Below are 21,698 nucleotides of genomic sequence, written 5' to 3'. Positions count from 1 at the left end.
TTTGGGTCTCGCGAGAATCCCGACGCCGACTGGCGATTTTATGCGGCGTGGTGCCTCACTCGGCGGGCAGAATTTTCTCGTCGTACTTGTCGCGGAACTCCTGGATGAGCGTGCCCATCTGGGCGTACCAGTCGTTGAGCATCCGCTGCATGTCGTCGGCGACTTCGTTCGGGTCGGTCGGTCGGTAGACGTGGTAGTACCCACCGTGTTCGTAGTTGACCTGTTCTTTCTGGATGAGACCGGACTGGAGGAGGCGCTGAATCGCACGGTACGCCGTCGAGCGTTCGCGTTCGACGGCATCTGCAACCTCGTCGACGGTCATGGGGTCCTCGGTTTCGACGAGAACCTCGAAGCACCGTCGGTCGAGCTGCTTGAGTCCGTGGAGACATTCGAGGAGCCCCTCACACTCCATGTCTGACTGCAGATATTCGACCATCGAGCTAGCCATTTCAGTTCGGCGTACGTGATGCGTAGTCAAAAGGGTTTGTATACTTTGTGCAACACCGAGGACGAGAGGGGCGTCGTCGCTCGATGGGAGTGAGACGGGTGAAGAATGAATCGTCCAGCGAGTCGTCAGTCAGCGGTCGCGCTCACAGTCTCGGGCGAGCGCACAGATTTGAGGGCGCTGTAGATGACAGCACCGGCGACCATGAGTGCCGACCCGAGGATGAGCGCCAAACTGACGTAGTCGAGAACGCCCATTCCGAGGTAGTTTCCGACCTGCCTGACGGCCACGGCGAGCGCGCCGAGGAGCAGCATCAGACCGAAGTAAATCTTGATTTCTTCCTCGTTGACGATTGATGTCGCCGCGGAGCCGATTCTAGCACCGAACGCCGACCCGGCCAGCAGAGGCGCGACGATTGAGAGGTCGACGCCGCCGGACTGGGCGTAGAGGAACGACCCAATCCCGCCCGAGAACATGATCTCGAACAGGTCGGTCCCGACTGCGATGGGGACCGGCACGCCGATGAGGTAGAACAGCGCGGGCATGCGGATGAACCCGCCGCCAACGCCGAGGAACCCCGACAGCAGACCGGTCGCGAACGCGACGAGAAGAATCATCCAGAGCGACACCTGAATCCCGCCGCGCAGAGTGATCATCGGCGGAAGCGAGTAGCTCTGAATCTTCTTCGCAATTTCGGGGATGTCGTCGGCGTCGATGTCGGCGTCTGAGTCCACGTCGTGGCTGACGCCGCCGTCTCCGTCACCGCCTTTGAGTGCTTCGTAGGTGACAAAGAGACCGATACCGCCGAGAAGAAGCACGTACGTGATGCTGATGATGTTCCCGGCGAGGCCCATCTCTTCGAGGTAGAGGACGATTTCTTTCCCGACTTCGAGACCCACGGTCGTCCCGATAATCATCGAGACGCCGAGTTTGTAGTCGACCTGCCCGAGGTCGCGGTGTTTCAGCGTCGCGATGACCGAAGTCCCGAAGACGAACGCCAGCCCCGAGCCGACGGCCACGCGCGACGGATAGCCCATGACCAAGAGCGCGGGCGTGACGAGGAACGACCCGCCCATGCCGAAGAAGCCGAAGAGGACGCCGATGAGGACGCCGAATCCGACGAACAACGCCAGCATCGCTGCCGAAACGCCGAATAGCTCGAACATCAGTTACCTCCGAGAAGTTCGAGAACGGTCGACCCGACGGCGCTCTCCAGTGCGCCGTATCCGACGTACAGTACCATCGCTTCGACGAGGACGACACCAACGAGTGCCGCCGCCTGCGAACTTCCAGTCAGGGTTTCGATTCCGAACATCTTACCAGCACCCCGACGGGTGCTCAGTGAATATTGTGTGGAACATGCTTTCCTGTACAGTGCTGCCTAACCGGAGAGAGGATATAACGCTTTTGGGAACACCATACAATACTATATCGCTATTAGATTTCCATAAGTTATGGATTTGAGATAGAAATACCGCTAAGCTGCGCTGAAATTTGTATTTCAATAACTTACGAACAAATACTGCTGCTACCTATGACGCAACAATCATTCAAGAGTTGTGCAATACTATCTGGCAATACGCACGTTTCGGTCGTCGTGTAGACGCTGCGGTGCAAGAGAGTACGATAGCGCCGACGAGAGTCAAAGCTGCGAGGAGAAAATGAGAGCGGAACTGCGGGAGCGGAACTACGAGGGAACTACGAGGGAACTACGAGGGACTGCGAGAGCGAGAAAACGAGAACGAGCGGACGGGGCTAGTCAGCCGAGGTACCGCGAGCGGCGTTCTCGGCGCGGTGGGCCCGCCACAGTCCCTGCAAATAGGCCCCGGCGAACATGCCACCGATGGCGATGAGGATTGGGTAGTTGCCGACACCGACGCTGGCGTATGCGGCACCGGGACAGATACCCGAGATACCCCAGCCAGCGCCGAAGATGACGCCACCGACGACGACGTTCTTGTCGAACGACTTCAGACGGCGACCGTAGTCCGCCCCCGTGAGTGGTGCGCGGCCGTTGGACCGCTCCGCGAGGGCGAAGACAGTCCCGGTGACGACGGCCGCCCCGCCCATGACGAAGAGCAGGCCGAGGTCATCGAACTGGAGGAAGTCGAGGACGACCTCCGGGCGAGCCATGTTGCTCACTGCGAGTCCGAACCCGAATATCAGACCGCCGAGGACGACGACCAGCAGGAATCCGAGTCCGCGTTCGTCGTCGCTCACGGCGACACCCCCAGTGCGCTCATGAGTTGGGCGACGCCGATAGCGACCAGCATGAACGTGGCGACGTTGACGAGCGATGTGCGCGAGCGCGAACCGACGCCACAGACCCCGTGGCCGGACGTACACCCCTTACCGATTCGGGTGCCGACGCCGACGAGGACGCCGCCGACGGCGAAGCGCCACGGTTGGACTTCCGAGACCCACCAGCCGTCACCGAGCGTGACGGTGTAGAGGGCGGCACCGGCGACGATACTCAGCGTGAAGACGACGCGCCAGTTGCGCGACGCGACGTACTTCGCCTTGTTGAACCGCGGGAGGTCGGAGACGTACGAAAGCGACGACTCGAGGAACGTGCTTGCACCCGCGATGATGCCCGTCCCGAGGTAGATGATGGCCGTCCCCAGACCGATGAGGAGGCCGCCGAGCGCGTAGTGCGCAATCCCGTTCGGGAAGAGGCTGTCGACGAGGAGCGGCGTCAGGCCCGTCATTTAGTTCGTCAGGGCTTCGTTACTGGCCGCGCAGTTGTTCGGGCCGAGTTCGAGTTCGAACGCACGGTCGTCGTCCGACTCCTGCACGCCGAGGTTGGTTTCGATGATGTCGACGTAGTTGGCCGGACGGGGTGGCATATCCGAGAGGATGAACTCCACGAACTCCTCTTTGGGCATCGAGAGTGCGTCCATCGTTTCCTTTAGTTTCCCGAGCGTCGCCGTGTACGTACCGTCTTCGGCGGGGCTTGCCGCGTCGCTGAAGTGCGCAGACGCGACGATATCGTCGTCGTCGTGCGAAAGTACGCGCTCTTGCAGTGAGTCGTAGAGCATGGCCGCGGCATCGGGGGCACCTTCGTCGCCGTCTTCGAGGTCAGGGCGAGCGACCGACTCGATGAACAGGCCGTCGCCCGTAAAGAGGACGTTGTCCACCTTGTAGGTCGTCATGCCGGTCGTGTGCCCCGGCGTGTGGATTGCTTCGATGTCCGTGTTGCCGACGGTGAGCGTCTCGCCGTCCGCGATGGTCTCGTATTCGACATCGTAGTCGACACCGCGGGCTTCGGAGGCTCCGGGGATGACGCCCGTGACGCCCTCGTCTTCGACCAGCGTGCGCACGCCGCTGATGTGGTCGGCGTGGATGTGCGTGTCGATGGCGTACTTCAGTTCCGCGCCGAGCGCCTTTGCGTCCGCAACGTACTCGTCGGCGAAGTACCGAAGCGGGTCGACGACAGCGGCCTCGTCGCCGTCGACGATGAGGTAGGCGAGACACCCGCTGGACGGGCGCTGGTACTGCGCGACGATTGCGTCACCGTCGGTGTCCAGTTCGGTGTATTCGTAGATGCTCGCCCAGCCGTTCATCCCGCGTTCGAGTGCGACTGCGTCGTAGCCCTCCTCGATGAGGAGTCCGGCGACGTACTCCGAGGACGACCCCTTCGCACAGAGGACGACGAACTCCTCGTCCTCGGGAAGGTCCGCAAAGAGGTCGTCGCCGAGGTCGTCGTCGAGGAAGTCGAAATACGGGATGTTCACGTGGGAAACGTTCTCGCCTTCGATGCGCCACTTCTCGTGTTCGGAAGGCACGCGGTTGTCGAGGATGGTCAGTTCCTCGCCGTTGTCGATGCGCTCTTTGAGCGTCTCCGGTTCGATGACGGGAACGTCGATTTCCAGTTCCGGGAGGTCGGGTGTGGTCATGTATTCATCACCCACTATTGGTCGGTGTGACTTAAGATTTTGCATAGTTGTTCTATTTCATCACAATACTAATTCAGCCGACATCGACGAGTTGAAGTGAGATTCCGTGCTCACGCGAGTGTGGAATGGCACTACAACCTTCTAAAGGCCATAATACGCTTCAACCCCTTCACAAACCTAGTCTTGTGCATAGAACCCAAGAACCGACACACTTTTACGAAACACCCTGATATTGTGGAATACACCCAACACAGGTGAACCCGAAATATGAGTCAACAAGAAGTTACCCAGACGCTCGACGTGAAAGGACTGTCCTGCCCGATGCCCGTGGTCAAGACCCGGAGTGCGGTCGACGACCTGTCTTCCGGCGAGGTACTGAAAGTCGTCTCGACGGACTCAGGGAGCATGAGCGACCTGAAGGGGTGGGCTGATTCGACCGACGGCGTCTCGATGCTCGACCAGGAAGAAACCGAGGAGAGCGGCGACGCGCTCTTCGTCCACTACATCCAGAAGGAATGAGCTCCGACGCTGACGCGCCCGTCGAGACGACAACCGCCTCCGTCGAAGAGCTTCGAGCGCAGGTGCAGGCGCTCGAATCGGAAGTATCGGACCTCCGCGAGGCGGCCGACGACGACGGGCAGAAATCAATGACCATCATCGCGACCAAAGGCACCCTCGACATGGCGTATCCGCCGCTCATCCTCGCGAGCACGGCGGCCGCGTTCGGGTGGGACGTCGTCGTCTTCCACACGTTCTGGGGGCTCGAAATCCTCCACGAGGAGAAGTCGAAGAACCTCAAACTCAGCGCGGTCGGCAATCCCAGTATGCCGATGCCCAATGCAGTCGCTGCGCTGCCCTTCATGGACAACGTCGCCACCAGCATGATGGAGCGGAAAATCAAGGAAAACGGGACCGCGACCATCGAGGAACTCATCGAGACGAGCCTCGACATGGGCGTGGACCTGCAGGCGTGTCAGATGACCATCGAACTGATGGGCTACGACGAAGACGAGTTCTACGACGGCGTCACCACCGGCGTTGGCGCGGCCACGGCGCTTCAGCACATGGCCGATGCCGACGTGCAACTCATGATCTGAGTCGCTCGCGACAACACCACCCCGAAACACTCACACGGCTTTTCGGACGTTCCCTCCGCTTCAGACGTTCCACCCGCCCCCGAAGGAACGGAACCGGTCCAAATCGTGTCCGAACAACACGTCCGCGCCGGTCTTCCGTTCCAACTCCTTGAGTTGCTGTAAACTGTCGAACCAGTGTCTGTCGCTCCAGAGGAGTCCCGGTCCGAGCGGTACTTCGTCCGTGTAGTTCCCTTCGAGGTAACACTCGTCGCCTGCGATGAGCACGTCTCCGTCCGGTGTCTCGATGTGTGCACCGAGTACGCCCGGCGTGTGGCCCGGAAGGTGGAGCAGTCGGAACCCGTCGAACATCGTATATTCCGACCCGTGGACGACGTTCCAGTTCAGGTCGTGGTCGAAGTCCGACGCGAGGTAGGCAATCGACCCTTCGGTGGTCTTCGCCGAGTAGTAGGCGAACTTCAGTTCTTCTTCGTGGACGTAAACCGGCACGCCCGTCCCGGCGAATTCGGCGAGTCCACCGGCGTGGTCGAGGTGCAGGTGGCTCATCACCACCGCGTCGATGTCAGAGACCGAGTAACCGACGGTGTCGAGGTCGGCTTCGAGCGTGTGTTCTGCGGCATCGACGTGCGAAAACGCCTCGTACAGCGGTTCCGGCCAGTATCCGGCACCCGCCTCGGGGTTCGACCCCGTATCCCACAAGACCGTTTGGTCCGGGCCGTCGATGACGGCGTTCCAGACGACGAACTCGGCGATTTCGTGGTCGGGATTCGGATTCGAGGCGCTGCCCATGGCGTAGCCGTCGAGGACGTACCCCATGTCTGCGTAGATTCGGCCGCGGTCGACCAGGTGGACGCTGGTGTCACCCATAGCCGGGCTTAGGAAGGAGCGGAGATAACCCTTCAGGCAATCAATATATGAGCGTCGAACACTACTGGTCCGCATCTTTTTCGCGCGCTCGAAGCAGGTGGTCGCGTGCAAGAAAAGTGGGCTGAATCGTGGTCTCCTCGTCGGGAGCGAGTCGGAGTCTACTGGCTGGGACTAACTTCCTCGAACGGTTGGACGATGACGAACCCGTCTGTCCCGTCGAAGTGCAGTTGGTACGACTCGCCGGACGACCGGCCGAGCAGTCCCTTGATGTTGATGTCGCGTTTCGAACTCGGCGTGACGTTCCCGCTCCACGCGACGGTGGCGTGGGGGTCGGTGCTGACCGGCGTCGGCAGCACGATGGGTTCGCCGTGGGTCGTGATTGCGACGTGACCGGGGCCTTCGAGGAAGACGTTGAACAGACCGCCGGTCTTGGCACCCGCGATGCTGGAGAGCATCTTGATGTCCCACGAGACCGATTCTTCGAAGGCCAGTACGTCGTTTCCGTTGACGCTGAGTTCCTCGCCCGCGTCGAGTTCGAGAATCTGGACTTCCTTTCCTTGGTCGGCGAGATAGAGATGACCAGACCCGGTCGCCTGCATCATGACCGCCCCTTCACCCGTCACCTTCTTCTTGAGCATCCCGGTCAGGCCGCCAGCGGACTTCCGTTCGAAGGAGATGTCGCCGGTGTAGCCAACCATCGACCCTGCTTTGGCTATAACGCTCCCGTCGAGCGACACGTCGAGCAGTTTCGAGTTCTCACGTTCGAACGCCTCGCCGCCCTCTTTCGGTGTGTGCGTGTTGATAAATTCGTCGAGGTCCATGAGTGTCACCGAGTCGCAACCGATGCGACTCAGTTGAGAGTAGCGATTGTCAATCACATAACTTTTCCCGCCAGTTAAAAAAGGCCACTGCGGGCCGAGTGACCGAACGTCGCTGAAACCGGTGTGCGAACTCAGTCCTGTCGGGTTCGGTGGCCGGGCGTCCACTCGCCGTCGAAGGACTCGTGTGTGAAGGGGACGGCGTCCTCGCCGGCGTAGGTCGCGACCAACTGTCCGTCGCCTTCGAGGTAGTACTTGTAGGTCGTCAGCCCCTCGAGACCGACGGGGCCGCGTGCGTGAATCTTCCCCGTCGAGATGCCGACTTCGGCACCTAGTCCGTAGCGGAACCCGTCGGCGAACCGAGTCGAGGCGTTGTGGAAGACGCTGGCGGCGTCGACGCCGGTCATGAACGTCTCGGCGTGGTCGGCGTCCTCAGTGACGATGGACTCGGTGTGTTTCGAGCCGTAGGTGTTAATGTGGGAGACGGCCGCGTACAGGTCCTCGACGACCGTAATCGAGAGTTCGAGGTCGCCGTACTCGGTCGACCAGTCGTCGTCGGTCACGGGGTCGACCTCGACGTACTCCCGGGTGGTCTCGTCGCCGCGGAGTTCGACGCCCTCCTCGCGATAGCGCTCGACGACCGCAGGAAGGAACGCGTCGGCGACGTTCTCGTGGACCAGAAGCGTCTCGACGGCGTTGCAGACGGCGGGATACTGCACCTTCGCGTCGAGGGCGATATCTTCGGCCATCTCCAGGTCGGCCGCGTCGTCGACGTAGACGTGGCAGAGTCCCTCCGTGTGGCCGAGGACGGGGATCTGGGTGTTGTTCTGGATGTAGCTGACGAACTCCGACGAACCGCGGGGCATCACGAGGTCGACCATGTCGTCCAGTTCGAGCAGGCGGTCGACTTCCTCGTGGGCTTCGATGAGCGTCGCCCACCCGTCGGGGAGGTCCGCCGTGGCTTCGAGAATCGTCTCGTAGAGGACGCGGTTGGACTCACGTGCCTCGCTCCCACCTTTGAGGATGACGGCGTTTCCGGACTTCAGCGCCAGCGCGGCAATCTGGACGAGTGCGTCGGGCCGCGACTCGAAGATGGTCGCGACGACGCCGATGGGAACCGAGAGTTTGTACAGTTCGAGGCCCGCGTCCAGTTCTCTCGCTTCGAGCGTCTCGCCGAGCGGGTCGTCCTGTTCGGCGACGGACTCGACCATCCCGGCGATGCTTTCGAGTTTCGCGTCGTCCAGTTTGAGGCGGTCAACCAGTGCCTGCGTGTACTCGCCGTCGGCGAGCATCGTCTCGGCCTCGGCGACATCCTCGCGGTTGGCTTCGAGAATCGCGTCGCTGTTATCCCGGATGGCGTCGGCGATTGCCCCGAGCGCGGCGTCGCGGTCGGCGGCATCAACGTTGGCGAGGCGCAACGCGGCGGTCTGTGCCTGTTCGACTTGGTTGGTCGTGTCTCGCTTAGTCATTGAATCCTCCATCAAGCGGCAGGAACATTGTTCCCACCGATTCCGCGTTCGCAACCTTTGCCAGCACGTCGGGTTCGGTCGACCGGGCGATGACCGCCGGGATGTCGTGTTCGGCGGCGTCGCGCGCGCCGCGGACCTTCGTCTGGATACCGCCGAAGCCACCGGTCGAACTCTCGTTGACGATGTTCTCGACGTCGCTGTAGTTGTCGCCGACGACTTCGATGCGCTCGGCGTCGGGGTTCTCTTTTGGGTTGCCGGTGTAGACGCCGCCGACGTCGGTGAGCGTCACGAGCAAGTCGACGTCGACGCCGATGGCGATGCTTGCCGAAATCATGTCGTTGTCGCCGATTTGAATCTCCTCGGTGGCGACGGCGTCGTTTTCGTTGATGATGGGGACGACGTCCCACTCCAAGAGCGTCTCGACCGTGTTTCGGAAGTTGGTGAACCGCTCGGGGCTCTCCAGGTCGTGTTCGGTGATGAGTATCTGGGCGACTTTCCGACCGTAGCGCTCGAAGCTCTCGGTGTATCGGTGCATCAGCAGGCTCTGTCCGATTGTCGACAGCGCCTGCGACGCCTCGACGGTGTCCGTCGGTTGGTCGAGTCGGCCCATCCCGGCACCGACTGCGCCCGACGAGACCAAAAGCACCTCCTTGTCGCGCGAGAGGAGCGATTCGATGTCGTCGACGAGTTTGTCCAGTTTCTCGTCGTCGAGGTTGGAGTCGGCGTCGGTCAGCGAGTTGGTGCCGGCTTTGACGATGACCCGGTCGGCCTCGGCGGCCGCCACCCGCGCGGCAGCGACAGTGTCGGCATCGACTCCCTCACTTATCATCGAATCCCCCCGCCAATTCCTTCGACCGGCGTTCGGCCGCAGCGACGGCGTCGGTGACGGCTTGGTCGGCCTTGCTCTCCCAGAGGACGTCCATCCCCTCGATTGTCGTCCCGTTGGGCGAACAGACGGCGTCGATGAGTTCGTCGGCGGTACGGTCGTCCTGAACGACGGTTTCGGCCGCCCCCTTGAACGTCTGTGCGGCGAGAACCTCGGCGTCAGCCTCCGAGAGGCCGCCTTCGATACCGGCCTGCGTTACGGCCTCGATGAGATAGAAGACGAAGGCAGGGCCACTCCCGTTGACCGCCGTGGCGATGTCCATCTGGCTCTCGTCGACTTCGACGAACTCGCCGACGTCGTCGAGCAGGGTGCGAACTTCGTCGGTCACCGCGCCGGTCACCGCCGCGGCCATGTTGCGAGTCTCGGCCGCCAAGTTCGGCATGATTCGAACGACACGTGCGTCAGTACGGGCTTCGACGAACTCGGTCGGAACGCCAGCGGCGACCGTGACCAGCGTCTGGTCGGCCGAGAGGTCGAGTTCCGTCAGCACGGCCTCGACGATGTCAGGCTTGACCGCGACGAACACCACGTCTGCCGCCGCGGCACGCGACACGTCGCCTGTCGTCTCTTCACAATAGTCGGCGACTGCGGCCCGGGCGTCGGGGTCGAGGTCACACGCGACGAGCGAGTGGTTCCCCGCCTTCCAGAGCCCGGTGAGGAGCGCACTCCCCATATTTCCGCAGCCGATGACACTCGTGCGTACCATTGATGCAGAGTCAAGGCACGTCGCTCAGATAGTAACTGCGTTCGTGTCAAGCAATGCGAGACGCGAGCGGAAAACGACCGGATTCGGAAGCCGGCGGCGAGAAGAGAATAGAAGAGTGGTGAGGTGGGGAAATAGGAGAGTGGTGAGGTGGGGAGGAAGTGGTGTGCGAGAGGGCGTGCGCCCTGTCGCGCGCGACTACAACGAGCCCTGACTGTAGATAAGGTTGCGCTGAATCTCGTTTGCACCCTCGTAGATGACGGGGATGCGAACGTCGCGGTAGACGCGAGAGATTTTGAACTCGTTGAGGACCGACCGACCGCCGTGGAGTTGCATCCCGCGCTCGGCGACATCGACGGCCATCTCGGTGGACTTCGTCTTGGCGACTGCGGCCCAGAAGCCGGCGTCGTCGTTGTTCGCCACCTTCGACGCGGCGCGCCAGTTCAGCGCCCGTGCAGACTCGAACTCCATGCGCATGTCGGCGAGGATGTGCTGGACCGACTGGAAGTCGGAGACGTTGCGGCCGAATGCCGTCCGGCCGTGGACGAAGTCCCACGTCTCTTCGATGGCGGCAGCGGCGAGGCCGATGCCGTGGCCACCAACGATGATACGACCGTGGTTGAAGAAGTCCGCGAGCATGTAGAAGCCGCCGCCTTCCGTCCCGATGAGGTTCTCTTCGGGAATCTCACAGTCGTCGAAGACGATGTGGCCCTGCTTCGAGGCGCGCATTCCCATCTTCTCCGGGATGTGTTCGGCCTCGTAGCCGGGAGTGTCCGTCGGGACGATGAACATCGAGTAGTTCGAGTAGCGGTCGTCAGAGTCGCCGGTCTTCGCGTAGACGGTAATCCAGTCGGCCTCAACGGCGTTTCCGACCCAGTACTTCTCGCCGTTGAGGACGTAGCCGTCGTCGGTCTTCTCGGCGGTCGTCTCCATCCCGGCCATGTCGGACCCGGTCTGGGGTTCGGAGACGGCGAGGCCCGAAATCTGCTCGTTCTCGGCGACCGGGCGGAGCCACTTTTCTTTCTGTTCCTCGCTGCCGTAGTGCTCCATAATCTCACAGCCGAAGGAGGCCAGTTGGAGCGTCAGCGCGATACCGGCGTCGGCGCGGTAGAACTCTTCGGCGATGGCGAGAATCTGTTCGAGCGTGAGTCCGCGGCCGCCGTACTCTTCGGAGATATCCTGGGCCACGAGTCCGGCGTCCATACCCGCTTCGAGTATGTCCCACGGGTACTCGCCGGATTCGTAGTATTCCTCGGCGGCAGGTTCGATGTATTCTTCGGCGAACTCGCGCGCGTCCTGCTTGATTTCGCGGGCGTGTTCGGGGACGATTGATTCGTCGAGGAGGTCCATACCCACGTGTGGAGTTCTATCATGAAAAGATATATGGAACCAGTATAAACTTCAAATAAATTTATTGTTTGGTGTGCGGGAGACTGTTGGCTCGGACTCCGAACGGTCAAAAAACGAGCGGAACGCCGCCCCGGCGGTCGGGTGGTAACAGGGGTTCAGTTGTCAGTCGGTGCGTCTTCCTCGGGTGCCTTGCCTTCGACGAGCGAGGCGTCGTCGTACTGGTCGCGGAGGACCTTCTTGTCGAACTTTCCGGTCGCCGTCTTCGGCACCTCGTCGATGAAGACGACTTCATCGGGCGTCCACCACTTGGGGAACTCCTTGCGGACGAGTTCGACGACTTCCCGTTTGACTTCGTCTTCTGTGACCCCGGCGGCCGGGACGACAAACGCCACGGGGCGTTCCTGCCAGCGCTCGTGCGGGACGCCGACGACTGTTGCCTCGGCCACGTCGTCGTGAGCCATGATGGTGTTCTCGAGTTCGACCGAGGATATCCACTCACCGCCGGATTTGATAACGTCTTTCGCCCGGTCGACGATTTTCACGTAGCCCTCTTCGTCGACGGTGACCACGTCACCGGTCTTCAGCCAGTTGCCTTCGAAGTCCTGCTCGTTCGCGTCGGGGCGCTCGAAGTACTCCGTCGTGACCCACGGACCGCGGACCCACAACTCACCGAAGTCCTCGCCGTTCCACGGGACTTCGTTGCCGTCGTCGTCGACGACACGCATTTCGAGGCCCGGTGCGAGCAAGCCCTGTTTGGCGCGCTTTTCGTATTGCGCTTCGGCAGGAAGGTCCTCCATGCCGGGTTTGAGGTGGGCGACGGTACCAACGGGCGACATCTCCGTCATTCCCCACGCGTGCAGCACGTCCACGTCGTACTCCTCGTCGAAGCGGCGGATGACCGACTTCGGCGCGGCCGACCCGCCGATGATGATGCGTTCGAGCGAGGACATGTCGGCGTCGTTCTCGTCGAGGTATTCGAGGAGGCCGAGCCACACCGTCGGGACGCCCGCCGTCATCGTCACGCCTTCTTCTTCGATGAGTTTCGCGAGGTCTTCCGGCGTCGGCGACGGTCCCGGATAGACGTGTTTCGCCCCCGCGGCCGTCGTCGAGAACGGCAGGCCCCACGCGTTGACGTGGAACATCGGGACGACCGGCATGATAACGTCGCTGGAGCCAATATCGAGCGCAGACTTGGGGAGCGTCGCCATCGTGTGCGCCCAGAGCATCTGCTGGGAGTACTCGACGCCTTTCGGCTTGCCGGTGGTTCCGGAGGTGTAACACATCCCCGCTGGCTGGTCTTCCGGAAGGTCCGGCCAGTCGTACTCGGTCGGTTGGTCGGCGATGAACGACTCGTAGTCGGTTACGGGGGTGAGGTCCGTGTCGGGAACCTCAGAGGCCATCACGACGAACTGCTCGACCGAGGCGAAGGCGTCCTCGTCGACCGCACCGGCGAGTTTGGGTGCCAACGAGGGGTCGACGAAGATGATTCGGTCTTCGGCGTTTTCGACGATATACTGGATGTGGTGGTCGGGAAGAAGCGGGTTGATAGTGTGGAGTTGCGCGCCCATCGACGGCACGCCGAAGTACGTCTCGAAGTGCCGGTTGTGGTTCCAACAGAACGTCGCAACCCGGTCGCCACGTTCGATTCCGGCGTCAGCGAGTGCGCCCGCGAGTTGCGCGACGCGACCTTCGTACTCCGAATACGTGTATCGTGTTAGTCCCTCGGCGGTCCGAGAGACGATTTCCCGGTCGGGAAAGAGCTTGCCTGCACGCCACATAAACGGACGAAGTGTTTGATTGGTAGCACCTACCATAGTGGTATCCATGGTGCATACTGTAATGATTGTTTGCACAGGAGAAATGTTGACGTTGGCTATCGATTAGCCGCAGTGGGACGCCCGTTAGCCGTCGTCGGTACTGTTCTCGGCGTCGTCGATTATGTCCTCGTCGTCAGAGGTGTGGTCATCCTCGGCAGGAGTGTGGTCATCCTCGTCGGTGATGTGATTCTCCTCGTCAGCGGTGCGTTCTTCCTCGCTGGTGACGCCCGCTTCGCCGCCGGAGGCAGGTTTGTCGTCGGCACCATCACTGCCGTCGTCGTCAACTCGGTCATCCGGCGTCTCGCCGGACTGGGGCGATTCCGGCGCAGGGTTGTCGGCAGCGACTTCGCCCGCCGACTCTTCGTCGCGCTTCTGGGTTTCACGCCCGCTATCTGCGTCGTCTGTCTCCGGGGTGTCGTCGCCGCTCCACCCCGGTTCTGCCTCCTCGACGGGGCGGGTCGCTTCGAGTTGCTCGCGGACCGCTTCGCGGTCGATAGTCCCCGAGACGGTCCGCGGGAGTTCCTCCACGGGTTCGACCAGACGCGGAATCTTGAATCCCGCGAGGTGCTCGCGGCAGAACGCTTCGAGCGCGGTTTTGTCGATACTGATATCCGGGTCGGTGGGAACGACGAGTGCCGAGACTCGTTGCCCCCACTCCGGGTCCGGGATTCCGAGGACGACGGCGTCGTCGATGGCCGGGTACTGGCGGAGTACTTCGACGACTTCCCCGGGGTCGACGTTCTCGCCGCCGGTGACGATGCGGTCGTCTTTTCTGTTGAGTACGTACAGCAGTCCGTCCTGGTCTCGATAACCGATGTCGCCAGTTCTGAGGCCCTCGTCGGTGAACGCCCCCACGGTTGCGTCGGGGTTCTGGTAGTACCCCGGCGTGACAGTCGGTCCGGAGACGACAATCTCACCGACGCTGCCGGGTTCGACGAGGTGGCCGTCGTCGTCGACAATCGAGAGGTCGGTGAAATACAGCGGTCGGCCGACCGACCCTATCGAGGCGAATGCCTCCCGTGGCGTGGCCGTAGCGATTTGCGACGCCGTTTCGGTCATCCCGTAGGTTGGGTAGACGGGAACCGAGTAGTTTCGACAGCGTTCGATGAGTTCGTCGCTGGCGGGTGCACCGCCGAGCAAGACGGCCCGAAGCGAGTCCGAAAGCGTCCCGCGACTGTCGAGCATTCGAGTGAGCATCGTCGGCACCAGCGAGACGCCCGTCACGTCGTACTTTCCGATGTCGTCGGCCGCGCCACCGGCGGCGAACTCCTCGCGGAGGACGACCGTCGTCCCGTAGAGGGGACTTCGGAGAACCGGCCCGATACCGCCCATGTGGTGCAACGAGAGCGTAACCAACCAGCGGTCGTCGGGCGACAGTCCCAGTCTGAACGCCGACGCGACGGCGTTCGCCAGCAAGTTCCCCATGGTAAGTTGAACCGCTTTCGGCGTCCCCGTCGTGCCCGAGGTAAAGAGCAACAGCATCGTCTGTGACAGGCCCCATCTGGCGGGTGTGATGGACTTTGGGGCGATAGACGAGAGGTTGACGACACCGTCCCACTGGGGTTCGTCCACCGACGCGACTGGAACGTCGGTGGTTGCTTCGGCAGCCACAGACTCGGTGTTCTCCCCGCAGATGAGCGACGTGACATCCGCGATGTCGACGTTGCGCTCGACTTCGGTGGCGGTCAATCGCTCGCTTAGCGGGACGAGGACGGCACCGAGGCGGGTCGCGGCGTGAATCAACCGGACGTACTGGATTCCGGGTTCGAGGATGACCCCGAGGTGGTCGCCCTGCTGAACGCCGAGGGCGGCCAGTTGTCCGGCTGTCTCGGTCACGAGCGTATCGAGTTCTCTGAACGTCAGCGACTCACCTGTCGGTGCGTGGATGAGCGCCCGGCGGTCCGGCGTCGCGGCGACCCGGTGCGAAAGCCAGTCACGCATCGGTCGGTTGAGACCTGCTGTCGCCGACTCGTCGCGGTCGTCTGTCGTCGAATCCTTCGTCATCGTTCACCGTGGGAGGGTCGTTCGCTCGAAGGCGGGCTTGCGGGGTTGGCCGACGAGGATACGAAACGGAAGCGAGGTGAGGGAGGGCGACCACGGATACTAATGGGAAACGAACTCCACCAGCACTCCGCCGGTCGATTTGGGGTGGAGGAAGGCAACGTCGTGTCCCCACGCACCCGGACGCGGTTCCTCGTCGATGAGTTCGACACCCGCATCACGTGCCGTCTGCAAGGCGGCGTCGATGTCGTCGGTCTCCAGCGCGATGTGGTGGATACCAGCCCCCTGCTTGTCGAGGAACTTCGAGATAGCGCCGCCTTCGTGAGGTTCGAGGAGTTCGAAATACCCGTCTTCGAGTTCGAGGAACACGACGGTCATCCCGTCGAACGTCTCCTCGTGGGCGACTGGCGCGTCGAACAGTTCTTCGAACAACGCTGCCAACCCGGCGGCATCCGGCGTGGCGATGCCGATGTGGTCGAAGTGCATAGGGGACCGTGCACGGGCACAACGGATAAACCCAGTCGATTCGATGTACCTGTCATGATTGTAACTACAACCGAGACAGTCACTGGCGAGGAGATAACCGAAACACTGGGCGCAGTCCGCGGGAACACCATTCGCGCCCGCAACGTCGGCCGCGACATCACACAGGGACTTCGGAACATCGTCGGCGGCGAACTCAAGTCCTACACCGGACTCATGGCCGACGCCCGCGACGAGGCCACAGACCGGATGCTTGCCGAAGCCGAGGAGATGGGCGCTGACGCCGTCGTTGGTGTTCGGTACGTCACCGCCGAGGTCACGCAGGGCGCAGCGGAGATTCTGGCCTACGGGACCGCGGTCAAACTCGCCGAAGAGTAACTCGTCCGTCGTGGCCTACGACGTGATTCTATCGAGCAACCGGGCCATCTCGGCTTCCATCCACGCGGCGAACTCCACGGGGTCTTCGTCGTAGTCCTCGACGAATTTGTCGAAAAAGCCCGGTACGCTGAGGAACCAGACGGCCTCGTAGATGGGTTGGCGCTCGTCGTACCCGTCGGGGAGGCCGCCCGCGACCGACCGATACCCGTCGAAGAACGCCTCGACCATCCACTCGGGAGGGTCGGTTCGAAACACGTTGAACTGTTGTTTTTTCGCCCGATAGAGGTCTCTGGCAGGGTCGCCGACGTGGGAAATCTCCCAGTCGAGAAAGCCGATTCGGTCGCCGAGTCGGAAGCAATTCGGCTGTGCGAGGTCGCCGTGGACCAACGCTGCGGGAGCGTCGTCGAGGAGGCTCCGATTCTCCTCGACCGCCGCAACGACCTCGTCGAAGTAGTGGTCGAAGCGGTCCTCAGACGCGAGTTCTCGCGTGTAGTCGATTGTCCCGACGAGTACGTCAGTCCACGCCCCCGTCTCCAGTTCGAGATGGGTCGCGTTCCCGCCGGTGATGCGTCCGTGGTCGTCGAACCGCAGTGCGTGAACGCGGGCGAGCGCCGCCCCGGATTCGTAAGCGAGAGATTTGAGTTCTGAATCGGTGGCGTCCCTCCATGGTTCGACGAGAATTGGACCGGATACTGGGGCAGTCGCAATGTACGGAACCGGCCCGTCAGACTCACTCGACAGAATCGTTGGCACGGGAACCTCGGTGTGCTCACCCACGTATGGGATAACTGCCGACTCGCGGGCGATTCGCGACCCGTCGTCGTCGCTCGCAACCTTGAGGTAGACGGCCTCTCCATCGGCGAATTCCACTCGTACCGTGGTGTTCTTGTCGTTCCACGAGATACCGGCGGAACCAACGCTGTCGATGTCGCGGTCGGGGAATGCCCGGTTCAGCGCCGACGCGATTCGGTCGTCCATTGGCGTCACTCTCTGGTGGATAGGTTACAAAAGTATTGAATGGCTGTTTCTGGTCGGAAGACCGTTGGAGGGAAAGCCGAAGCGCAGCGGGAACCAGACCGCGAACCGCGGTGGAGGGCCGAGGCGTACGGGAACCGAACCGCGAGCGGAGTGGCGGACTGAAACGCGGGACGGGCCGAAACGCGAGACGGGCCGTGAACGAGGGACTGGAGACGTTTAGTCGCGTGTGGTGGGAGCGCTCAGTCGCGGGCCGTGCTGGCGACCGTGACCTGAACCGGCAGGCCGGGGACGCGGACGTTCACCGAGTCGCGCTCGACGCGACGGGTCACGAGGCGGCCGACGGCGATCAAGCCGACAACCGCGGTCGCGGCGACCAGCGACAGCACGGGGTAGCTGACGACCACGAACACGCCGACGGTGAGCGCCAGCATGATGGCCTGCACCGTGAACGACGGGGCGGGCTTGTGGTGTGTGGGCGGGTAGTCGGAGTCTGTGCGGGAGTCGTGGAGGTGTCTTCGTGACATTCGTGTTTGATGGGACAGTCGGATACGATACCGGGGGCTCTCGAGTATGAGATGCCCCACAACGCATCGGCCGCGCGGCTGTGCGCCGCTGTGGGTTGACCACGAAAAACGCGGGAGCGGCCGGGCGTGTGACGAGGGGGTCAGAATCCAATAAGAGGCATCGTAAATCCTCGTTATTCGCCACACGAGGGTGGATAATAAATTTTCTTAGCCGGGTGAAAGTGTAATTTGTGCGACTGGTTGGCGAGTCACACGCTTCGACCGGTCAGGCCATTCCGGGTTCGTACTCTCCGAACTCTTCGCGGAGGACGCCGCAAATCTCGCCGACCGTGGCGTAGACTTTGACCGCCTCGACGATAGGCGGCATGAGGTTCTCGTCACTGTTGGCGGCCGCACGAACGTCTTCGAGGGCTGCTTCGACAGCCTCGGAGTCGCGCTCTTCTTTCACTGCGTTCAGCGCGTCGACCTGCTTTTGCTCTTCTTCTTCGGAGACTTCCTGCACTTCGACGGTCGGTTCCTCGTCGACCTGGTACTCGTTGACACCGACGATGACGCGCTCTCCCATCTCGATTTCGCGTTGACGCTCGTACGCGACGTCCTGAATCTCGCGCTGAATCCACTGGTTTTTCAGCGCTTCGAGTGCGCCGCCGCGCTCGTCGATTTCGTCGAGCAGGTCGAACGCCTCGTCTTCGATGTCGTCGGTCAGTGCCTCGACGTAGTAACTGCCCGCGAGCGGGTCGATGGTGTCCGCCGCGCCCGACTCGTGAGCGAGAATCTGCTGGGTTCGGAGCGCCGTCCGGACCGACTGCTCGGTCGGCAGCGACAGCGCCTCGTCTTTCCCGTTGGTGTGCAGCGACTGCGTTCCACCGAGAACGGCCGCAAGCGCTTGATAGGCGACGCGGACGACGTTGTTCTCGACCTGTTGGGCGGTGAGCGTCGACCCGCCAGTCTGGGTGTGGAACTTCAGTTGCATCGACTTCGGGTTCTCCGCGCCGAAGCGCTCTTCCATGATTTTCGCCCACATCCGCCGGGCGGCGCGGAACTTCGCCACCTCTTCGAGGATGTTGTTGTGCGCGTTGAAGAAGAACGAAAGCTGCGGCGCGAAGTCGTCCACGTCGAGCCCCGCATCGATTGCGGCCTGCACGTACTGGATACCGTTGCCGAGGGTGAACGCGACTTCCTGTGCCGCGGTGGACCCGGCCTCGCGGATGTGGTACCCGGAGATGGAGATGGTGTTGAACTTCGGCGTCTCCTCCGCACAGAACTCGAAGATATCCGTGATGAGTCGCATCGACTGCTCGGGCGGATAGATGTAGAGATTCCGTGCGATGTACTCCTTCATGATGTCGTTTTGGATGGTTCCGCGGAGTTGCTCGCGGGGGACGCCCTGTTTGTCGCCGAGGGCGACGTACATCGCCAAGAGCACCGCTGCGGGGGCGTTGATGGTCATCGAGGTCGAAACTTCGCCAAGGTCGATGCCCCCGAAGACCGTCTCCATGTCGTGAAGGCTGTCGATGGCGACGCCAGATTTCCCGACTTCGCCAGCGGCCATCGTCGCGTCGGAGTCGTAGCCCATCTGCGTCGGCAGGTCGAAGGCCAAAGAGAGGCCGGACGACCCGTTTTCGATGAGATAGCGGAAGCGGTCGTTCGTCTCGGCAGCCGTCCCGAAGCCAGCGTACTGCCGCATGGTCCACAGGCGGCCGCGGTGCATGGTCGGATAGACACCGCGTGTGTAGGGTTTCTCGCCGGGGAAGCCGAGGTCCTCACGGTAGTCGAGGTCCACGTCAGCAGGAGTGTACAATCGGTCGACGGTGTTGCCCCCAGTGTCCGTCGTAAACTCCTCCTCGCGCTCCCCGAATCGTTCGAGCGTCGGCGACAGCGTCTCCTCCTCCCACTCGGACTTCGCCTCCCGAATCTGTTCGAGTTCGTCGGGGTCAAACATGGTCGAAAATGAGGTTTGCCCTGACTTAAGCGTAGGCGGGTTACGTGTGAACCCTCACTGTCGCCACAGTCGACACGGGCGTCTCGTTGGAATCGACGACAGAGAGGGCGACACCGACGTAGTCGCCGTCGTCTCTGAGCCAGTCTGCCGACCAGAGAATCGGGTCGTCGCAGTACACGTCCAATGTTGGCTTTCGCTGGTACCGGCGCTCGAGGGCGACTACTGCGTCCCCGTCGTCCACAGTGACCGTGTGGCGTTCGCCCCCGTCGACGACTGTCGTCTGCTGACCGCGGACGGTCTGAGACTGCAAGAGATTCCCGAACAACGTGTTTCGGTCCGCGTCCGGGCCTTCCGAAAGCGTTCCGTCGGGTGCGACGCTCCCAGCGACGACACACTCCGTTCCGTCCAGTCTGACCGCCTGCGACGCACCTCGGGTGCGGTTTCCGATGGCTGACACCCGACTGGCCGACTCGGTGACGTGGATGCCGATACCACCCGGTGCGCTCACCGCGTTTCCGAGCAGAGTTACGTCGGTCGAGTCGACGACGATGCCGTCTCTTCCCGGTTTCGAGATGCGGTTCCCTGTCACCACAGCATCCTCGATGGCAACGACAACACCCGTCCGACTCGGCCGGGAAACGGTGTTGTTGGCGCAGACGACGCCCGACCCGCTCCCGACGAGTTCGATGCCGTGGAGGGAGTAGTCCGAAAGCGTGTTTCCGGTCACGGTGAGGTTCGAGACGTGTCCGGCGACGTAGATACCCGACCGCCGCTCGTCGAAGTCGGCCTGTCTCCCCACGTTGCCGACGATAGCAACGTTCTCCATCCGGGCCTCGACGCCGAGATACACGGTTCGTCGGTGCGTTCCGGCCGCAACGTTACCGATAATTGCGACGTTCCCCGGTCCAGGTTTGTCGGTCGGTCCCTGTGAGGCACCCACGACTGACCCGTTCGAAGTGCCTCGTCCGACGTTGTTCACGACCGTGACGCTCTCGGCGAACCGCTTTCGACCGTCCGGTTGGCGGACCTCGAGTGAGATACATCGGTCGAAGCCGTCGGTAAATTGGTTTCTGGCGACGAGAACGTCCGTCCCCGCGACCTGAATACCCCGGTCGCCGATATCGTGGGTTCGGTTGCCGACGAGTGAGACGTTCGACGCCGACTCGCGGACACAAAAGCCGCTGCCGCCAGCGTCGTGTTCGTGATAGGGATGGGTTTTGGTCGCGTAGCAGTCCTCGATAGCGACGGTTTCCGCGTCGTCGACGAGGAAGGCATGGCAACGCTTCACCTCGTCGTCCATCGTCGAGTGATTTCCGTGGAAGCCGATACCGCGGATTCGGACGTTGTTGACGCGGCGCGTGGCTCCGACGTGGAAGCCGCCGACGTTCGCGCCAGCAGCGGGCTTTACGAGCGTAGCCTGCGGTGCCGCGCCGACGATAGTTACGTTGTCACGGTCGATACGGAGCCACTTCGAGGTGCGATAGGTTCCGGGGGCGAGAACAATAGTCTCTCCCGCCGAGAGACTAGTAACCGCGGCCTCCAGTTCGCTGGCCGTCGTGACGATTCGGTCGGCGATGCCGAGTAGTCGCTTGGTTTCGAGCGTCGGGGTCGAAAGCGAGAGCCAGTGCCAGCGGCCGCCGGTCGAGACGAATAGTCGGTTCGTATCGGTGGCGAAGTACCACGTGCCGACGGGTGCTGACGACGGACGGCGGTCCTCTGGTCCCGACCAGTATGTTGTGGCTTCGTGGACGAGACTCAGCGGGTTCGCTTGCGAGAACGACCCACTCGTCCCGACGGCGACGCCGGTTGCCGCCGCAAGCTTGAGATACGCCCGTCGCGAGAGTCCGGTCGGCCACTCGTCGGAATCAGCGGCGAGACGCCGACCCCCGTTGGCGTCGTCGCTTGGGTGCATATTGGAATCGTGAGCGTGCAGACTGATAACGCCTGCCACAGTCGTGTGGGCGACCGCTGCAGTTCGATTCTGGCCGGCGTCGTTGTGGTCGGCTGCCTCGGTACCGGAGTCGGCTACGTCCGAACCAAGGCCCAC

At 62.3% G+C, this 21,698-nt stretch carries 22 protein-coding genes; 3 read left to right on the top strand and 19 right to left on the bottom strand.

Annotated elements, in window-relative coordinates; genetic code table 11:
* Positions 1-55: 55 nt before the first annotated feature.
* The 6 genes from ACH9L7_RS05855 to ACH9L7_RS05830 form a co-directional block, all read right to left on the bottom strand.
* Positions 56-436, bottom strand: a complete 381-nt coding sequence (locus ACH9L7_RS05855) for a helix-turn-helix domain-containing protein (RefSeq protein ID WP_396613226.1) — start codon at positions 434-436, stop codon at positions 56-58.
* Between the two features lie 137 nt (positions 437-573).
* Entirely contained in the window at positions 574-1,611 is a 1,038-nt protein-coding gene (locus ACH9L7_RS05850) for a sulfite exporter TauE/SafE family protein (protein WP_396612797.1), read from the bottom strand.
* The gene (locus ACH9L7_RS05845; protein WP_396612796.1) at positions 1,611-1,760 is read right to left on the bottom strand and encodes a hypothetical protein; all 150 of its coding nucleotides are present in this window, start codon (positions 1,758-1,760) and stop codon (positions 1,611-1,613) included. The genes ACH9L7_RS05850 and ACH9L7_RS05845 overlap by 1 nt, the downstream gene beginning before the upstream one ends.
* 440 nt (positions 1,761-2,200) lie before the next feature.
* Complete coding sequence (locus tag ACH9L7_RS05840; protein ID WP_396612795.1) at positions 2,201-2,665, bottom strand: YeeE/YedE family protein; 465 nt, start codon at positions 2,663-2,665, stop codon at positions 2,201-2,203.
* A complete protein-coding gene (locus ACH9L7_RS05835) occupies positions 2,662-3,153 on the bottom strand; it encodes a YeeE/YedE family protein (protein ID WP_396612794.1) in 492 nt (163 codons plus the stop codon). Before ACH9L7_RS05835 ends, ACH9L7_RS05840 begins: the two co-directional genes overlap by 4 nt.
* A complete protein-coding gene (locus ACH9L7_RS05830) occupies positions 3,154-4,341 on the bottom strand; it encodes an MBL fold metallo-hydrolase (RefSeq protein WP_396612793.1) in 1,188 nt (395 codons plus the stop codon).
* 267 nt (positions 4,342-4,608) lie between these two features.
* Between ACH9L7_RS05830 and ACH9L7_RS05825 the strand changes: the two genes are divergently transcribed.
* Together ACH9L7_RS05825 and ACH9L7_RS05820 are read left to right on the top strand one after the other, a co-directional pair.
* Positions 4,609-4,860, top strand: coding sequence for a sulfurtransferase TusA family protein (locus tag ACH9L7_RS05825; RefSeq protein ID WP_396612792.1), 252 nt, complete (start codon positions 4,609-4,611; stop codon positions 4,858-4,860).
* Positions 4,857-5,438, top strand: coding sequence for a DsrE/DsrF/DrsH-like family protein (locus tag ACH9L7_RS05820; protein ID WP_396612791.1), 582 nt, complete (start codon positions 4,857-4,859; stop codon positions 5,436-5,438). The genes ACH9L7_RS05825 and ACH9L7_RS05820 overlap by 4 nt, the downstream gene beginning before the upstream one ends.
* A 60-nt stretch (positions 5,439-5,498) precedes the next feature.
* On the opposite strand, the gene ACH9L7_RS05815 is transcribed toward ACH9L7_RS05820, so the two are convergent.
* The 9 genes from ACH9L7_RS05815 to mce form a co-directional block, all read right to left on the bottom strand.
* Positions 5,499-6,302 carry an N-acyl homoserine lactonase family protein gene (locus ACH9L7_RS05815; protein ID WP_396612790.1) on the bottom strand — a complete coding sequence of 268 codons (804 nt, stop codon included), beginning with the start codon at positions 6,300-6,302 and terminating at the stop codon, positions 5,499-5,501.
* A gap of 158 nt (positions 6,303-6,460) precedes the next feature.
* Positions 6,461-7,123 (bottom strand): AIM24 family protein, encoded by a 663-nt coding sequence (locus ACH9L7_RS05810; protein WP_396612789.1) that lies wholly within the window; start codon positions 7,121-7,123, stop codon positions 6,461-6,463.
* Between the two features lie 131 nt (positions 7,124-7,254).
* On the bottom strand, positions 7,255-8,589 hold the full coding sequence (locus ACH9L7_RS05805) for a glutamate-5-semialdehyde dehydrogenase (protein WP_396612788.1): 1,335 nt from the start codon (positions 8,587-8,589) through the stop codon (positions 7,255-7,257).
* A complete protein-coding gene (gene proB / locus ACH9L7_RS05800; protein WP_396612787.1) occupies positions 8,582-9,418 on the bottom strand; it encodes a glutamate 5-kinase in 837 nt (278 codons plus the stop codon). The genes ACH9L7_RS05805 and proB overlap by 8 nt, the downstream gene beginning before the upstream one ends.
* Positions 9,408-10,148: a pyrroline-5-carboxylate reductase gene (gene proC / locus ACH9L7_RS05795; protein WP_396613225.1), complete on the bottom strand. Its 741-nt coding sequence runs from the start codon at positions 10,146-10,148 to the stop codon at positions 9,408-9,410. Before proC ends, proB begins: the two co-directional genes overlap by 11 nt.
* Positions 10,149-10,376: 228 nt before the next feature.
* Entirely contained in the window at positions 10,377-11,528 is a 1,152-nt protein-coding gene (locus tag ACH9L7_RS05790) for an acyl-CoA dehydrogenase family protein (RefSeq protein ID WP_396612786.1), read from the bottom strand.
* Positions 11,529-11,683: 155 nt separating this feature from the next.
* Entirely contained in the window at positions 11,684-13,342 is a 1,659-nt protein-coding gene (locus tag ACH9L7_RS05785) for a long-chain fatty acid--CoA ligase (protein WP_396612785.1), read from the bottom strand.
* 87 nt (positions 13,343-13,429) lie between these two features.
* Positions 13,430-15,349: an o-succinylbenzoate--CoA ligase gene (gene menE, locus ACH9L7_RS05780; RefSeq protein WP_396612784.1), complete on the bottom strand. Its 1,920-nt coding sequence runs from the start codon at positions 15,347-15,349 to the stop codon at positions 13,430-13,432.
* A gap of 99 nt (positions 15,350-15,448) precedes the next feature.
* The gene (gene mce / locus ACH9L7_RS05775; RefSeq protein WP_396612783.1) at positions 15,449-15,832 is read right to left on the bottom strand and encodes a methylmalonyl-CoA epimerase; all 384 of its coding nucleotides are present in this window, start codon (positions 15,830-15,832) and stop codon (positions 15,449-15,451) included.
* A 54-nt stretch (positions 15,833-15,886) separates the two neighbouring features.
* On the opposite strand from mce, the gene ACH9L7_RS05770 reads away from it, so the two are divergent.
* On the top strand, positions 15,887-16,207 hold the full coding sequence (locus ACH9L7_RS05770; protein ID WP_396612782.1) for a YbjQ family protein: 321 nt from the start codon (positions 15,887-15,889) through the stop codon (positions 16,205-16,207).
* A gap of 15 nt (positions 16,208-16,222) precedes the next feature.
* Here the strand turns inward: ACH9L7_RS05770 and ACH9L7_RS05765 are convergent, their stop codons facing one another.
* The 4 genes from ACH9L7_RS05765 to ACH9L7_RS05750 form a co-directional block, all read right to left on the bottom strand.
* The gene (locus ACH9L7_RS05765; RefSeq protein ID WP_396612781.1) at positions 16,223-17,185 is read right to left on the bottom strand and encodes a phosphotransferase family protein; all 963 of its coding nucleotides are present in this window, start codon (positions 17,183-17,185) and stop codon (positions 16,223-16,225) included.
* A gap of 239 nt (positions 17,186-17,424) precedes the next feature.
* Positions 17,425-17,709 (bottom strand): hypothetical protein, encoded by a 285-nt coding sequence (locus ACH9L7_RS05760; protein WP_396612780.1) that lies wholly within the window; start codon positions 17,707-17,709, stop codon positions 17,425-17,427.
* A 265-nt stretch (positions 17,710-17,974) separates the two neighbouring features.
* A complete protein-coding gene (locus tag ACH9L7_RS05755; RefSeq protein ID WP_396612779.1) occupies positions 17,975-19,651 on the bottom strand; it encodes a methylmalonyl-CoA mutase in 1,677 nt (558 codons plus the stop codon).
* A 40-nt stretch (positions 19,652-19,691) separates the two neighbouring features.
* Positions 19,692-21,563, bottom strand: a complete 1,872-nt coding sequence (locus ACH9L7_RS05750; RefSeq protein WP_396612778.1) for a right-handed parallel beta-helix repeat-containing protein — start codon at positions 21,561-21,563, stop codon at positions 19,692-19,694.
* Positions 21,564-21,698 lie beyond the last annotated feature (135 nt).

The organism is Haloferax sp. S1W, from assembly GCF_044593955.1.
GTDB lineage: Archaea > Halobacteriota > Halobacteria > Halobacteriales > Haloferacaceae > Haloferax.
Note: the sequence above shows the minus strand (reverse complement) of the source record. Positions and strands in the feature narration are given on the sequence as shown.